Annotated in this window: 14 protein-coding genes; 4 read left to right on the forward strand and 10 right to left on the reverse strand. The window is 67.1% G+C overall.

Features of this window, described 5'->3' with window-relative positions; genetic code table 11:
• Positions 1-11: 11 nt before the first annotated feature.
• Genes JHL17_RS32910 through JHL17_RS32935 form a run of 6 tightly spaced genes read right to left on the reverse strand, consistent with a single transcriptional unit; the run spans position 12 to position 5426 of the window.
• Positions 12-836, reverse strand: a complete 825-nt coding sequence (locus JHL17_RS32910; protein WP_200198873.1) for an ABC transporter permease subunit — start codon at positions 834-836, stop codon at positions 12-14.
• Complete coding sequence (locus JHL17_RS32915; protein WP_247893989.1) at positions 833-1681, reverse strand: ABC transporter ATP-binding protein; 849 nt, start codon at positions 1679-1681, stop codon at positions 833-835. The genes JHL17_RS32910 and JHL17_RS32915 overlap by 4 nt, the downstream gene beginning before the upstream one ends.
• A gap of 5 nt (positions 1682-1686) precedes the next feature.
• Positions 1687-2439: an ABC transporter permease gene (locus tag JHL17_RS32920; RefSeq protein WP_200198874.1), complete on the reverse strand. Its 753-nt coding sequence runs from the start codon at positions 2437-2439 to the stop codon at positions 1687-1689.
• 8 nt (positions 2440-2447) lie between these two features.
• Entirely contained in the window at positions 2448-3419 is a 972-nt protein-coding gene (locus tag JHL17_RS32925; protein WP_200198875.1) for an ABC transporter substrate-binding protein, read from the reverse strand.
• 25 nt (positions 3420-3444) lie between these two features.
• Entirely contained in the window at positions 3445-4608 is a 1164-nt protein-coding gene (locus JHL17_RS32930) for a CaiB/BaiF CoA transferase family protein (RefSeq protein WP_200198876.1), read from the reverse strand.
• 5 nt (positions 4609-4613) lie between these two features.
• Positions 4614-5426, reverse strand: coding sequence for a citryl-CoA lyase (locus JHL17_RS32935; RefSeq protein ID WP_211113665.1), 813 nt, complete (start codon positions 5424-5426; stop codon positions 4614-4616).
• Between the two features lie 287 nt (positions 5427-5713).
• On the opposite strand from JHL17_RS32935, the gene JHL17_RS32940 reads away from it, so the two are divergent.
• Entirely contained in the window at positions 5714-6514 is an 801-nt protein-coding gene (locus JHL17_RS32940) for an IclR family transcriptional regulator domain-containing protein (RefSeq protein ID WP_200198877.1), read from the forward strand.
• A 188-nt stretch (positions 6515-6702) separates the two neighbouring features.
• Here the strand turns inward: JHL17_RS32940 and JHL17_RS32945 are convergent, their stop codons facing one another.
• The 4 genes from JHL17_RS32945 to JHL17_RS32960 form a co-directional block, all read right to left on the reverse strand.
• Positions 6703-7206 (reverse strand): LysM and BON domain-containing protein, encoded by a 504-nt coding sequence (locus tag JHL17_RS32945; protein ID WP_200198878.1) that lies wholly within the window; start codon positions 7204-7206, stop codon positions 6703-6705.
• 285 nt (positions 7207-7491) lie between these two features.
• Complete coding sequence (locus JHL17_RS32950) at positions 7492-7821, reverse strand: c-type cytochrome (protein WP_425599668.1); 330 nt, start codon at positions 7819-7821, stop codon at positions 7492-7494.
• 63 nt (positions 7822-7884) lie between these two features.
• Complete coding sequence (locus JHL17_RS32955; RefSeq protein ID WP_200198880.1) at positions 7885-9153, reverse strand: PQQ-dependent sugar dehydrogenase; 1269 nt, start codon at positions 9151-9153, stop codon at positions 7885-7887.
• An 827-nt stretch (positions 9154-9980) separates the two neighbouring features.
• Positions 9981-10859: a MurR/RpiR family transcriptional regulator gene (locus tag JHL17_RS32960; protein ID WP_200198881.1), complete on the reverse strand. Its 879-nt coding sequence runs from the start codon at positions 10857-10859 to the stop codon at positions 9981-9983.
• A 168-nt stretch (positions 10860-11027) separates the two neighbouring features.
• Between JHL17_RS32960 and JHL17_RS32965 the strand changes: the two genes are divergently transcribed.
• From JHL17_RS32965 to JHL17_RS32975, 3 genes are all read left to right on the forward strand, one after another.
• Positions 11028-12080 carry an ABC transporter substrate-binding protein gene (locus JHL17_RS32965; protein WP_200198882.1) on the forward strand — a complete coding sequence of 351 codons (1053 nt, stop codon included), beginning with the start codon at positions 11028-11030 and terminating at the stop codon, positions 12078-12080.
• A gap of 102 nt (positions 12081-12182) precedes the next feature.
• A complete protein-coding gene (locus JHL17_RS32970; protein WP_200198883.1) occupies positions 12183-13562 on the forward strand; it encodes an amidase in 1380 nt (459 codons plus the stop codon).
• A gap of 91 nt (positions 13563-13653) precedes the next feature.
• Positions 13654-14790, forward strand: a complete 1137-nt coding sequence (locus JHL17_RS32975; RefSeq protein WP_200198884.1) for an ABC transporter ATP-binding protein — start codon at positions 13654-13656, stop codon at positions 14788-14790.
• Positions 14791-14796: the final 6 nt, after the last annotated feature.

Genomic DNA, 14796 nt, shown 5'->3' on the forward strand with positions numbered 1-14796 from the left:
CCTCCGGTCCCTCACGACATGTCCGCCGGGCGGCGGGCCGCCTTGTTCCGGCCGCCTCCGGCCGTCCATCGCCTCTCGATCGCCTGCACCGCGAGGTCGAACCCGATCGCCAGCGCCAGGATCAGGATGATGGCGGCGAAGACGCCGGGGCTGTTCAGCTGCGTCCGGTACTTCGACAGCAGGAAGCCGATGCCGGCGCTGGACATCATCATCTCGGCGACCACCACCCCGACGATCACCAGCGCCCCGCCGAGCCGGAACGACGCCAGCACGGTGGGGACGGAGGCCGGCAGGGTGACCCACAGGATCTGCTGGAGGCGCGTCGCGCCCATGCTGCGGGCGGCCTGGGTGAGCTGGCGGTCGATCGTCTGCGCGCCGGCCGCCGTCCCCAGCACCGTCGGCAGCAGCCCGTAGACGCTGGCGAACACCACCTTGGAGGCCGAGCCGATGCCGAACCACGCCGTGAACAGGGGATAGAGCACCACCAGCGGCACTGCGAACAGCGCCGACACCACCGGCAGCAGCGCCTTGCGCACCGTCAGGGTGCTGCCGACCCACAGGCCGAAGAGGATGCCGAAGCCGCAGGCGAAGACCAGCGCCATGGCGACCTCCTGCAGCGTCACCAGCATCTGGATCGCGAAGTCGCCGGACTGCGCCGCCAGCACCGCCAGCGTGCTGCTGAGCGACGGCAGGAACAGGCGCGGCACCAGCCCGAGCCGCGGCACGATCTCCCAGGCGGCGATGACCGCGGCGATGATGGCGTAGCGGCAGATCCGGGCCTTGGTCTCCAGGCTCATCCCGGCGGACGCGTCGCGGCCGCGCGGGACCTGCGTCACGCTTTGATCATATGCCATATCGCCTCGCGCAGCTCTGCGAACCGGGGTTGCGCCATCATGTCGAGCGACCGCGGACGCGGCAGGTCGATGACGACGCGGTCGAGGATGCGGCCGGGACGCCCCGACAGAACCAGCACCTCGTCGGAGAGGTAGATCGCCTCGCTCAGCCCATGGGTGACGAAGACGATGGTCTTGCGCGCCTTCTCCCAGATGCGCAGAAGCTCGTCGCCCATGGTGATGCGGGTCTGCTCGTCCAGCGCGGCGAAGGGCTCGTCCATCAGCAGGATCGGCGGATCCTGGACGAGGCCGCGCGCGATCGAGACGCGCTGCTTCATGCCGCCGGACAGCTCGTGGGGCAGGCTGTCGGCGAAGCGCTCGAGCCCGACCAGGGCCAGCGCCTCCTCCGCCTTCTCGCGCCGCAAGGCCTTGTCGACGCCGCGCAGGAACAGCGGGAATTCGACGTTGCGGCGGGCGGTCAGCCAGGGGAACAGGCTGGCGTCCTGGAAGACGACGCCGACGCGGGTGGGGTCCGGCTTGGTCAGGGGGCGGCCGCCGACGGCGATCACGCCTTCGCTCGGCGTCAACAGGCCGGCCAGCATCATCAGCAGCGAGGACTTGCCGCAGCCGCTCGGCCCGACGATGGAGAGGAATCGGCCGGCGGAGACGTCGAAGGCGATGTCCTTCAGCGCCTGCGTCGTCTTGCCGTTGACGCTGTAGGTGTGGTCGAGGTCGCGGACTTCCAGCGTCTTGCCGGCATCGGCCGCCGGATGATCCGGCCCGACCAGCGACATGGGGGAGCCGTGCCGCTTCCGGATGGACGCCGCGGCTTCGGTCATGCGGGGCATCACAGTCAGTTCCTCCAGTGTTCGCACTTGGCTTCCACGTAGCGGATCGCCTCGTTGAAGCCGATGGCCAGGACCGAGACGAAGAGCACCATCGCCAGCAGCTCCTTGATCTGGAACCCCAGGCCCCAGACGCCGATGGCGTTGCCGATCCCCTCGCGGGAGGCATACATCTCGGCCAGCAGGATGCCGGTGAAGTTGAAGATCATCGCCACCCGCACCGCCTCCAGCAGGACCGGCGTCATGCTCGGCAGGTAGACGAAGAGGATCTTCTGCATCGTCGACGCATCCAGCGAGCGGGCGACGCGCAGCTGGTCCTCGCGCACCGACTCCACCGCCGAGAAGGTCGTCATCATCACGATGAAGACGGTGGAGAAGACGCCGAAGGCGACCTTCTGCCAGAAGGCGATGCCCAGGATCAGGATGAAGATCGGCAGGAAGATCGACTTCGGAATGCTGAAGACGAAGAAGATCAGCGGCTTGAAGATCAGCGAGGCGAGCCGGCTCTCCTGCACCAGCACCCCCAGCAGCGCACCGAGCGGCAGCGCGATGGCGAAGGCCGTCAAGGTCTCCAGCAACGTCAGCTGGACCTGCTGCCAGAAGGTCGCCGTCGCCGCCATGGCGCCCAGCGCCGCAGCGACGTCGGAGAAGGGCGGCAGCAGCCGCTCATCCACCCAGCCCAGCCGGGGCGCCGCCTCCCACAGGGCCAGGAAGACGGCTCCCGCCGCCCCGTAGCCCAGGACCGCATCGCGCGTCGCCATCGCCGGGCTCAGCGCGTGATCGCGACGGGCGTGAAGGAGCCGTCGAACAGCGCCGCCGCATCCAGCTCCTTCTTGCCGTTGGCGTAGAGGTTCAGCGTCTCCTGGACCAGTTCCCTGGTCATCGCGCCGTCGTCGGACAGATGGCCGAAGGTGCTGGCGTATTCCTGCTTGGCGACTTCGACCGAGACGCCGTCGTATTTGGCGAGCTGGGGGATGACCGCGTCGGGATTGGCCTTGATGTAGGCGACGCCTTCGAACAGCGCGGTCAGCGCCCGCTTCAGCGCATCCTTGTGCTTGGCGGCATAGTCGTCGTCGGCCGCCCAGCCGGCCTCGAGATGGGGCGGCATCTCGTCGCTGAAATCGGTCAGCACCCGGCCGTTGCCGTCGAGCGCGACCTGATAGCTGAGCGGCGGGTAGATGACGACGGCGTCCAGGTTGCCGCTGATCAGGTTGGGGACGAGGCCGGCGCCGCCGACCGGGATGGCGATGAAGTCGATGGCGTATTTCTTCTTCACCCAGCTGGCCAGCAGGTCGGTGTTGGATCCCGCCGAGGTGATGCCGACCTTGCGCTTGGCCAGCTCGGCGACGGTCTTGATGCCGCTCTTGGGCGGCACCATGATCTGCCAGCCGAAGTTCCGGGTCGCCAGCATGGCGACCATCTTGACGTTCACGCCGGCCTCGCGCCCCTCGCCGACGATGCTCGGGTTGCTCGACATCAGGTCGGCGGCCCCCGCGGCGATGGCGGTCAGGGCTTCGGAGCCGCTCTGGTAGACGGTCAGTTCGGCCTTGACGTCATGCTTCGTGAAGAAGCCCTGCTGCTGGGTGAGTTCCGCCACGAAGGAGGGGAACCAGGCCTTGGTGGACAGGCCGATGCGGATCGTGTCCGCCGCGTGGCCGGTGCCGGCCGTCAGCGCCGTCGTCGCCACCGCCGCCAGCAGGGCGAGGCCGGTGTTCCGGAACGCCTTGAAACCCTTCATCATCTCGCTTTCCTCCCGTTCTTGTCGTTCAGGCCGCCGGCCAGCGGCTTTGGCCGCTGCCGGACGCCAGTTGCGCGCGGATGGCCGGACCATGCTCGTCGAGCGTGGGCGGCGGCAGGATCCGGAGATCCGGTTCGCCGTCGACCATGTAGGGCGGGCGCACCGTGCGGAATCTGCCCATCACCGGATGTTCGGCTTCCACGGCCAGCCGCAGGTGGACCGCCTGGGGGTCGTCCAGCGCCTCGTCGCTGTCATAGGCGGCGGAATGGGGAACGCCGTGCTTTTCCAGCATCGCGCACCAGTCGCCGCGTGGCCGGGCAGCGAACAGCGGCGCCAGGATGTCGATCAGCGCGTCCTGGTTCGCGATGCGGGCAGGACGTTCGGCGAAGCGCGGATCCTCGCGCAAGTCCGGCCGCCCCACGGCGTCGGTCAGTCCCTCCCAGAACTTGACGGGAGAGGAGAGGTGGATGGCCAGCCAGCGGTCGTCGGCACAGGCGAAGGTGTAGGACTGCGACACCTTGGGACGGCTGAGCGGCCCCATCACCTCGCCTGCGCTGAAGTAGTGGGTGAAGCTGTCCAGGTTGAAGTGGGCCATCGCCTCCAGCATCGAGATGTCGATCACCCGGCCTTGCCCGCTCGCGGCGCGGTGCAGCAGCGCCGCCATGATGCCGAGGGCGGCATACTGGCCGGTCACCGCGTCGGCGATGGCCGGCCCGATGACGCGCGGCCGGTCCGGCGGCGTCAGCAGGCGCAGGTAGCCGGCGGCGGCCTGGGCCACCGTGTCGAAGGCCGGGCGGTCGCGGTAGGGGCCGGTGCGGCCGAAGCCGGAGATGGCGCAATAGACCAGCCGCGGGTTGGCGGCGTGGAGCTGCCCGGGTCCGAACCCCATGCGCTCGGCGATGCCGGGGCGGAAATTCTGGATGAAGACGTCGGCCCCGGCGATCAGGCCGTCGAAGACGGCATGGTCGTCCGGCTTTTGCAGGTCGAGCGCGATGGAGCGCTTGTTGCGGTTGTAGGTCTGGAAATGCGGGGAGTAGAGGCCGCCCTTGAAGGCGCGGAACGGATCGCCTTCGCCCGGCCGTTCCACCTTGATGACGTCGGCGCCGAGGTCGGCGAGGTGCATTCCGGCGGCAGGGCCGGTGATGTAGGTCCCCATCTCCACGACGCGGATGCCGGCGAGCAGCTTGGTCATGGCCGTCACTCCGCCTTGCCGGGGGCGTCGGACGACGGACGGCCGTCGTAACCGATCGCCGTGTCGGCCTGATGGGACATGATGAAGCCGATGGGACGCCGCGTTTCCTCGAACAGGTGGGCGACCAGACCGGCGCACCGTGCCAGCAGCGGAATGCCCTTCATCGCGTCCAGCGGCCAGCCGGCGTCCAGCATCACCGCCGGGATCGCGCCCGACACGTTCATCGGAAGCGGGCGCCCGAAGATGCCGGCGCCCAGCGCGTCGAGGGTCTTCAGGACGGCGACATGCCGGCCGGCGATGCCGGCTTCCTCGGCGACCGCGATCAGCCGGTGGGCGCGGGGGTCGCCGCCGCTGTGCTGCGGGTGCCCCAGGCCGGGAACCTTCCGCCGCGACGCCTTCATCCCTTCGAGGCTGCGGGCGCAGACCACCGCCGGCTCCGCGCCGGACGCCTCGGTTTCCTGCACCAGCTCCGCCAGATAGCGGCCTGCCACCTCCGAACTGCCGGCGACCACGCTGCCCATGCCGAGCAGGCCGGCGGCCATTGCGCCCTGCCAGGCCTCGGGCGCCGCAGCCAGCGTCATGCGGGCGGCCTGCACGCTGGGCACCAGCCCATGCTCGGCGAGCGAGACGAGGCAGGCGTTGGTCACCAGCCGCTGAGCCGCGCTCGGCCGCCCGCCGGTCACCAGAAGCCAGAAATGGTCCACGAAATCGACGACGCCGATCAGCTCGGAGCAGAGGTCGTAGCCGCGGACGGTGATGCTGTCCGCATCGGAGGTCGCGATGGCGGTGAAGGCGTTGTCCTGCTTGCCGATTCTCAACGGGTCGCTCCCGGTAAGTTTTTTCTCATAGCGAAAATTCTTTCGCTTATCGGTGATGGAGTCAAGAAAAATGATTGTGGCGCGAACGAATCGTTCTGCCGATGCGGCGGTCCCTCGGCCATGTCCAGTCCGGCCTCGGGCCAAGAATCCGGCACGACATTTCGGAATGCGAAAATTCTTGATCGAAAATGATCCGCGGCGTTAGCTTCCGCTCTTGCATCCGGTTGCCTTGGTCGGCGTGGGGAATGCTGGCGGTGATCGTGGATCCGCAAGAGGCGAGGATTGATTTGGAAGATTCGGAAAAGCCCGCGGAGTTCGTCGAAGGGCTTGCCAAGGGCTTGGCGGTCATCGAGGCGTTCGACGCCGACCATGGCGAGATGACGCTGAGCGAGGTGGCGCGGCGGATCGACGCGTCGCCGTCGTCGGCGCGGCGGTCCCTGCTGACGCTGATGGCGTTGGGTTATGTCGGGCAGAAGAACAAGCGCTTCCACCTGCGGCCGAAGGTGATGGCGCTGGGTTCGGCCTACTACGTCTCGGCCCGCATCGAAGACCTGTTGAAGCCCGAGTTGAAGCGGATGGTCGACACTTACGGCGATGCGTCTTCCGTCGGGACGCTGGACGGTACGGAGGTGATCTACATTGCGCATGTTTCGGTCCAGCATGCCCGCCGCGCGACTGCGGTGATCGGCGCCCGCTATCCGGCCCACGCCACCTCGCTGGGCCGCGTGCTGCTGGCCGGATTGTCGGATGCGGCATTGGACGCCTATCTGGACAGGATGACGCCCCAGGCCTTGACCCGCCATACCGTCACCGACAAGGACGCCCTGCGCGCCATAATCCTGCAGGCCCGCGCCGACGGCTACGCAGCGACCGTCGACCAACTCGACTACGGCATTACGGCGCTGGCCGTGCCGATCCACGGAACCGGCAACGAGGTCGTCGCCGCGGTGAATTCTTCAGGCTATACCGGGCTGCTGACGCCGCAGACGCTGGTCGATGAGCGGCTGTTCGCCCTACGCGCGGCGGCGACGGCGATCTCCGCCACCATCGCCCGCTACCCGGTCCTTTCCGCGGCGATCAGTCCATGACCGCTGGAGCGGACGCGCGTCCCGATCTCGCGTAATCATTGTCACGCGACCGCAGTTCTTTACTCGCGGGTAGCGGAGGCAAGCCTTCGAATGAGGGATCAAGGCGCAGGAGCAGACCGCTGGGCGAGTCGCTGTGGGGCACAGAGATCAGGGCCGTCCTGAAACGGGAACGGCCCTGAAAAAAGATATCACGCTGCGGGCGGAATGCGCAGAACCTGTCCCGGGTAGATTTCGTCTGCGTCTTTCAGCATCGGGCGATTGGCCTCGAAGATGGCGGAATACCTGTTTGCATCATGGTAGAATTGCTTGGAAATTTTGGAAAGCGTATCGCCGCTTTGGACAGTATAGAATTGGCTCGGACGATCGGCTGGCCCGGAGGGTTCGACCGGAACTCCGCTGCCACCACCAGCGGGCGCAGCGGCTTCGTCGCTACGGCCACTCGTGGTCACCCCCAATTGATCTTCGACCTTTGCGACGCCGTGGACGTTCCCCAAAGCCACCGCGATTTTCTCGCGCTGCTCCTGGCTGATGACCGATCCTCGGACCGTTACCGTGTCGTCGTTGACAGTGATGTCGAGCCCGTCGGTATCGAAGCCCAATTTGTTCAGATGCTGCCGCAAGGCGTCCGGTGTCGGGTCTCCGCCCCCGAGTTTGGGTCCGGCATCGCGGCGGAAGAAGTCGAACAAGCCCATCGCATTCTCCTTTTCCTGCTGACTTGAACAGAGAACAAGCACGGTCCCCACACCGTTCCGGTGCCGGCCGCGTCTGCCGGAAGCACTGCTGGGGGAACTGTCAAGTTCAAGCTGGTTGGGCCGCGGAGGTGACGCTACCGGGCCGGCATGACGACGCGCCCCCGACCAGATCTGCGCCGACTACCGGTTTCCTGGTGTGGTGAAAAGCTACGTGGTGTCCCTGTACTTCCGCTTTCCGTTGAGCCCGCGCATGGTCGAGGAGATGCTGCCCTTGGTCGGCCTGCGCTACGGCGGCGTCACCTCAATCCGTATGGAACCGAAATAGGATGCGAGATCGTCGATGTCCGCCTCGCTCAGCGACGGGGCGACCACGGACATCATCTCGTTCTTGCGGGCCCCGGTCTTGTAATCCGCGAGCGCTTTCCTGAGGTAGGTTTCCGGTTGCCCGGCCAGGTTGGGGGCTTCCGGAATCTTGGAGAGCCCGTCCAGCCCGTGGCAGGTCTGGCACTGGATGGCCTTTCGCCTCCCTGCCTTGGGATCTCCGGCTTGGGCTCCGGCCGCATAGCCGGCCAGTCCCAACAGGATCAGCACACTCCACCGGTATCGCATCCTCATCCTCCTGGCCGACCGCCCCCGGGGCGATCCCGGGGCGATCGGCTTGCCGCCTGCACCACCCCCTCATTGCCCATAGGAGATCCGGTAAATGGCTCCTGCAAAATCGTCCGACACCAGCAGCGAGCCGTCGGCCAGCACCGCCACATCGACCGGTCGTCCCAGATATTCGCCGTCCGGGGTGAGCCAGCCCTCGGCGAACACCTCGGTCTTGTCCGCAGTGCCGTCCGGCTTGAGGGAGGTGAACATGATCCGCGCCCCGATGGGCTTGGTGCGGTTCCACGACCCGTGTTCGGCGGCGAAGATGCCGCCGCGGTACTTTGCCGGGAACTGGGTGCCGCTGTAAAAGGTCATGCCGAGATCGGCCGCATGCGCATCATATTCGACCTGCGGCGATACGGCGTCGCTCGGTGCCTGCTGATCCTTGTACTCGGCGGTGCGTATCTTGCCGCCCCCGAAATAGGGAAAGCCGAAGTTGAGGCCCGGCTTTTCCGCCCGGTTCAACTCGCCCGGCGGAACATCGTCGCCCATGCCGTCCACTTGGTTGTCGGTGAACCAGAGCGCCTTGTCCTTGGGGTTGAAGTCCATGCCGACGGAATTGCGCACTCCCGAGGCATACACCTCGCGGTTTTTCCCGTCGCGGTCCATGCGGATGATGCCGCCGATCCCCCACTTCCTGTAGAGGTCGAGCTTGTCGGATGCGGGCACGTTGAAGGGCTGCCCGAGCGCGATGTAGAGCTTGTCGTCCGGGCCCACCCGACAGACGCGGGCGGTGTGGTTGTAGCTTTCCTCCTCCTTGGGGATAAGTTCGCCCCCCTTGACCACCTGGAAGGCGGCGACGTCGGCGCCCTCGTAGAAGAACTCGGCGGCGGGGAAGGTGAGCACCCGGTTCTGCTCCACGACGAACAGGAAGCCGTCCTTCGAAAAGCAGAGCCCGTTCGGCACCGAGAAACCGATCGTCGGCGCGAAGACCTTCACTTCGTCGGCGACGCGGTCCTTGTCCCGATCGGTGACCGCGTAGACCTTGGTCTTGCGCGTTCCAACAAAGACCGCCACGCTCTGGGGCCCGACGGCCATGTGCCGGGCATCGGGGACGATGGCATAAAGCGCGATCTTGAAGCCCTGCGGCAACTTGATCCTCGAAAGGGTCTTGTTCATCGCCGCCGCTTTCGGGCCGGATTGCGGGATGACCGGAATTTCGGTCACGTCGCCGGTGGTCTTGAATTGTTGCAGCTTCTCGAGGTTGCCAGGCGGCTGCGGGTAGTCCTGGGCGCCGGCGGGCATCGCCAGACATGCAAACGCCAGGAAAATCGCGGTGTTCAGACCGGTCTTCATGGTTCCTCCCGTTGTATCGCTGGTTTGGTCATCCCACAAGTTCTGGGCCTGTGTTCTTCGGGCATCGATCGGAGCACGGCGCCATCAGCCGAATGGACGAGGGAACGTGCGCGGATCGGGGGCAAGCGGTGGCGGCTCGATCTCTCGCTCGGGCGGAGCATCCGGGTGTCGCGACTGCCGTAAAAGCCACCGTCCTCCCGCCGGCTGCGGCTCCAGGGAATGCCGATGCGTCTTGCCGGGGAACGGTGAATACACGGCGCCTCGCGGCGTCATCGCCCGCAGGCGGCCGCCGATATTGGGCCTCGGCAATTCAAGATCTTCGCAACTGCCCCATGGCTCATCTCCGTTTCATTGCGGGTTCTGAACCGTGCATCGGTGCGTCTCCAGCGTAGTGGCGGGCGTGCCGGACAAACCACATCCTCGTGGAGGTAGCGCCGAGATATTCGGGGTATCACGAATCCTGCGTCGCCGGAGGGCGCCTTGCCTGATTGCCGGTCTTAAGCGCGACATGCGGGAACTGATCGACCGGGCCCGCGCCAATCCGTCCGCGGAGGCGGCCAGGCAGGGGATCGACGGTGTCGTCAAGTTGCCGGCGGGGAGTGGCGTTGCGGGCAGCAGACCTGCATTCGCCTCCCAAATCAGCCGGCCTGGGCAACGTCGGCGGCCTCGCGCCATGTGGTGAAGGCGCGGGTGAGGGCTGGGCGGTCCTCGCTCGGAGGCGGCGACGAATGCCCGGCACCTTGCCGTGCCGACCGCCTATGGCCGGCCTGCCAACACCTTCGCTACGTCACCGCCGCTGTCCCTGCAACGACTCAAAGATACGGGAATCATTCCTCGTCGGGTTGTTTGCTCTTGGTTGCGAATGTCTCGAAGCGGGCCCAGAGCCGCTCCGCTTCCCTCAGGCGGTCGGCGATTTCAGCTTTGCGGAGTGCAGCCACGACGTTGCTGAGAGCGTTGGCCGCGAACATCAGAGCCGCATAGGAGTCGAACAGCGAGGCCCCTTCGACCGGACAGTGGATGCCGAAGCTTGCGATCGCGGCCATGGGCGACGTTTCGCTGTCGCCGAGCAGCAGCACCTGGGCCGAGCGCTCGACGAAGGTTTGCGCCACATGGAGCGATGAGCGGGCATAGCGTCGGGGATCGACGACCAGCAGACTGTCGTCGGGGCCGACCTGCAGCAAGCGGTCCGCAAGGAGCGATTGCTCGGACGTCAGCATCACCACCCGGTCCAGACAAAGATTGAGCTGGGCGTACAGGTAGAAGGCGACGGCATGAGCCTTCTTTTCCCCGTAGACGTAGAGCGTCCCCTTCGACTGCACGAGAATCTCGGCCATGCCGGTGATTCGGCTCGGCTGCATCCCGGCGGCGGCCGCCTGAATGTTGCGCAGATCGCGCTCCAGGGTCCGGGCGACCAGATCCGTCATGGATTCCGCATTGGATCCCTTCGACCCCAAGCGGCCGAGCGGAGAACTCAGGCGCTGTTCGATCTGTTCGCGGACTTCACGCTGCACGTCGGCAAAGCTGTCGTAGCCCAGCTTCGTGAAAAACCGCGTCGCGGTCGCCGCGCTGACATCGCACTTCTGCGCAATCTGGGCGGCCGGCTCGTAGGCCAGACCGGCGTAGTTCATCGCGACGTAGCGGGCGAGCGCCTGCTCGCTTTCCGTCAGGTCGTCGCGGCGCAGGCCGATCCGTTCCAGCAGGTTCATCACTCGGTCTTCCCAGTTGCGCGTGTCGTGCAAATTTCACGAACTGTCCTCCATGAAATACACATTGCGACCTTCCGTGCAATGATGTAAGGTATATTTCACAAAGGCTCATCTGCGAAATGCGCAGTTCTGCGAACTGTGCGTTGACCACTCATAAGGGAGGACATCTTGCTCTCACTGCGGACCCTTACCCTCCTGTCCGCGTCGTTGGCGGTCGCGCTGGGCAGTGCGGCTCCATCGCGTGCACAAGACAAGGAGCTGGTCGTCGTCGCGACGGGCGGCGCGTTCGAGCAGGCTCTGCGCAAGAATTTCTATGAGCCCTTCACTGAAAAGACCGGTGTCCGCATCCGTCCGGTGGCCGCAAGCAACGCCGAGACCTGGACCAAGGTGAAGGCCATGCGCGAGGCGAACGCCATCGGCTGGGACATCGTCACGGCGTGGCCGGAGGATCTGGTGGCGCAGGCCGACAGCCTGGCCAAGCTGGACTGCTCCAGGCTCACGAACCTCTCCCAGGCGGTCGACGGAGCCTGCACCGAGCGCGGCCTGCTACGCACCATGGGCGGCGTCAGCATCGTGTACGACGCCAAGCAGTTTCCTCAGGGCGGGCCGCAGACCTGGGCCGATTTCTGGGACGTCAAGCGCTTCCCCGGGCCGCGCGCGATGCCCAACGCCGGTGCGCCCTGGTGGCCGCTCATGGCCGCGCTCATGGCGGACGGGGTGCCGCGGGACAAACTCTTCCCGCTCGACCTCGACCGGGCGTTCAAGAAACTCGACGAGCTGCGCCCGTCGATCGCCGTCTGGTGGCGCACCGGCGACCAGAGCATGCAGCTGCTCCGCTCCGGCGAGGTCGTCATGGCCATGATGTGGTCGGGCAGCGGCTTCGTCCTGAAGGACCAGGGACTGCCCATCTCCGTCGTCTGGAACGACGCCGTGCCGAACATCGGCTACTGGGCGATGCTCAAGGGCGGAGCGAACCAGGACAAGGCCTACGCCTTTCTCGACTATTACCTGACCCGTCCGGAAGCCCACCTCACCTTCGCGAACGCCTTCAAATACGACACCTCGAACCGCAACATGCTGGCGCTTCTCAGTCCCGAGGACCGCGCAGCGCGCGGCTCGGCGCCGGAAAACATGGCGAAGATGGCCGTGATCGACCCGGCATGGATCGCCGCCAACCGCGCCGCGGTCATCGAACGGTGGAACCGCTGGCTCAGCAAGTGACGCGCCCGACCGCCGCTTAAGCCCGAAAACGCGGGCCTGAAAACGCGGGCCTGAAACGACGGTGCCGATCGAAACGGCGCATCAATCCTGGACACAGCGACCATGGACGCTTGCCACCCGAATGGGTCCGGCCTGGCCCTGACCCAACTGGCGACGGCTCTGGCCGAGGGCCATCTGTCCTCCGAAGCCATCGTCTCCGAATGTCTCGATCGCATTCATCGGGACGATCCGACGCTGAACGCCTTCGTCGCCCTGGCCGACGACGCCCTGTCGCTGGCCCGCGAAAGCGATGCCCGCCGCCGCTGCGGGTTGGCGCGCGGGCCGCTCGACGGCATTCCGCTGGCGGTCAAGGATCTGTTCGACGTGGCCGGCCTGCCGACGCGCGGCGGGTCGAACGCGCGACCGCCGACCCCGGTGCCCGCATCCTCCTGGCCGGTGAAGCGGTTGCAGGACGCCGGGATGATCGTTCTCGGCAAGACCGCGACGGTCGAACTGGGCTGCGGCGGCTGGGGCACCCAGAGCGCGTCTCCACCCCCCCGCAACCCCTGGAACCTCGGGGAGCACTGCGTTCCCGGCGGGTCGAGCAGCGGGTCCGCGGTGGCCGTCGCCGCCGGGTTGACGCCGATCGCCCTGGGCTCCGACACCGGAGGGTCGGTGCGCATTCCCGCCGGCTTCTGCGGCATCGTCGGCTTCAAGCCATCTCCGGGGCTGGTGCCGCTCGATGGGGTGGTGCCCTACAGCCCGACGCACGACGTCGTCGGGCTGCTCGGCCAGACCGTCGAAGACGTGCGGACGGTCTTCACGGCGCTGTTGCAAGGCGGCGGACCTGCGGGCGGATCCTCGCAGGAAGCCGTCGCCCCGCTGCGGATCGGCGATCTCGATGACGCCGAGCTGGACACGGTGACGCCGGAGGTCCAGGCGCTCTACCGATCGGCTCTGGACAGCCTGGCGCAGGCCGGGCATCGGGTCGGACGCTTCCGCGGCCCGGAGCGCTTGGAAACCTACTCGGCACTGGCCGGCCATGTTGCGCTCCACGAAGCCTATGCCATCCACGGGGCGGCGATCGAGGCGACACCGGAGCTGTTCGGGCCGGTCGTCCGCAACCGCATCCTGAACGGCCGGGCCAAGTCGCCGCACGAGACGATGATCGCGGAGCGGCGGCAGCACCAGCGGCGGTTCGACGCCGCGATGCGCGGGTTCGACGTCATCGCGCTTCCGACCTGCCCCGACGGCGCGATTCCAGTGTCCGCGGTGAACGAGGACCAGGTGCCGACCGTCTTCACCCGCTTCGCCAACTATCTCGACCTCCCGGCGCTGTCCATTCCGATCGGCTTCACCGCCCGGGGCATGCCGGTGGGCCTGCAATTCGCCGCGAGGCGCCATGACGACGCCATGCTGCTGTCTTTCGCGGCCGAGGCGGAACGCGCCATCGACAGCCCGGTTCCAGGGCGGCGCGCCACGCTGTGCCGTGCCGCGGTGTGACGCACGGCGTCCCGCGATTTTCTCCGCCGCCGCACCAAGAACCCCGCCCGGCCGCCATGCAGCGGCGGGTGTCTCCTGAGAGGAGATCTCCATGACCACAGCCCACCCCATCCATGAGAGCTATTCCGGCCTGAAGCCCATCCGAGGCGGAACGGTGTCGATGGACAGCATCATCAAACACTACGGAAGTTTCACGGCGGTGGACGGTGTCAGCCTCTCCGTCGGCCGGGGTGAGTTCGTGGCGCTGCTCGGCCCCAGCGGGTCGGGCAAGACGACGCTGCTGATGATGATCGCCGGCTTCGAGCAGCCGGACAGCGGCGCCGTGTGCATCGACGGCGTCGACGTGTCACGCATGCCGGCGCACCGCCGCGACGTCGGCATGGTGTTCCAGAAATACGCGCTGTTCCCGCACATGACCATCCTCGACAATGTGGCGTTCCCGCTGCGCATGCGCGGCGTCCCCGCCGGGGAGCGCCGGCTCAAGGCGTTGGACGCGCTGCAGATCGTCGGTCTGGAGGGCATGGAGAAGCGGTTGCCGGCGCAGCTTTCCGGCGGCCAGCAGCAGCGCGTGGCGCTGGCCCGCGCCATCGTCTACCGGCCGCCGGTGCTGCTGATGGACGAGCCGCTGGGGGCGCTCGACAAGAAGCTGCGCGAGCGTATGCAGATCGAGATCAAGCACCTCCAGGAATCGCTGGGCGTCACGGTGATCTACGTCACCCACGACCAGGAGGAGGCGCTGACCATGGCCGACCGCATCGCGGTCATGAATCGCGGCCGGTTGGAGCAGGTCGGCACCCCGGCGGAGCTGTACGAGCGGCCGGCAAACCCCTTCGTCGCCGGCTTCATCGGCGAGACCAACCTGCTGGACGGCGAGCTTGTGGCCGCCGCCGGCCAGGAGTGGGAGCTGCGGCTCGCTGGCGGGGCAGTCGTGCGGGGCACGCCGGCCGCGGCGGCCCGGCACGGCGCGGCAGTGGGTGCTCGCGTGCGTCTGGCGGTCCGTCCGGAGCGCATCGAGTTGGCACCCGCAACCCCTGGGGGAACGGGTGCCATGGTCGCCGCCACGGTGGCGGACGTGATCTACGCCGGCCCGACGCTGATTTACCTGCTGCGCGCGGACGGCCTGCCCGAGATGACCGTGCGCGTTCCGGTGCAGAGCGACGCGATGAAGCCCGCGCGCGGCGAGGCGGTGTCCCTGACCTGGGACCCCGCCAACGCATTGGTCTATTGAGGGGCG

This window comes from Azospirillum endophyticum, from assembly GCF_016595245.1.
Taxonomy (GTDB): Bacteria; Pseudomonadota; Alphaproteobacteria; order Azospirillales; family Azospirillaceae; genus Azospirillum; species Azospirillum endophyticum.

What these genes read in the sequence shown, in the direction of transcription:
- JHL17_RS32915 (WP_247893989.1), bottom strand. Translation starts at nt 1,681, where the DNA reads ATGCCCCGCATGACCGAAGCCGCGGCGTCCATCCGGAAGCGGCACGGC.
- JHL17_RS32920 (WP_200198874.1), bottom strand. Translation starts at nt 2,439, where the DNA reads ATGGCGACGCGCGATGCGGTCCTGGGCTACGGGGCGGCGGGAGCCGTC.
- JHL17_RS32925 (WP_200198875.1), bottom strand. Translation starts at nt 3,419, where the DNA reads ATGATGAAGGGTTTCAAGGCGTTCCGGAACACCGGCCTCGCCCTGCTG.
- JHL17_RS32930 (WP_200198876.1), bottom strand. Translation starts at nt 4,608, where the DNA reads ATGACCAAGCTGCTCGCCGGCATCCGCGTCGTGGAGATGGGGACCTAC.
- JHL17_RS32945 (WP_200198878.1), bottom strand. Translation starts at nt 7,206, where the DNA reads ATGGGCTTGTTCGACTTCTTCCGCCGCGATGCCGGACCCAAACTCGGG.
- JHL17_RS32950 (WP_425599668.1), bottom strand. Translation starts at nt 7,821, where the DNA reads ATGAGGATGCGATACCGGTGGAGTGTGCTGATCCTGTTGGGACTGGCC.
- JHL17_RS32955 (WP_200198880.1), bottom strand. Translation starts at nt 9,153, where the DNA reads ATGAAGACCGGTCTGAACACCGCGATTTTCCTGGCGTTTGCATGTCTG.
- JHL17_RS32960 (WP_200198881.1), bottom strand. Translation starts at nt 10,859, where the DNA reads ATGAACCTGCTGGAACGGATCGGCCTGCGCCGCGACGACCTGACGGAA.
- JHL17_RS32970 (WP_200198883.1), top strand. Translation starts at nt 12,183, where the DNA reads ATGGACGCTTGCCACCCGAATGGGTCCGGCCTGGCCCTGACCCAACTG.
- JHL17_RS32975 (WP_200198884.1), top strand. Translation starts at nt 13,654, where the DNA reads ATGACCACAGCCCACCCCATCCATGAGAGCTATTCCGGCCTGAAGCCC.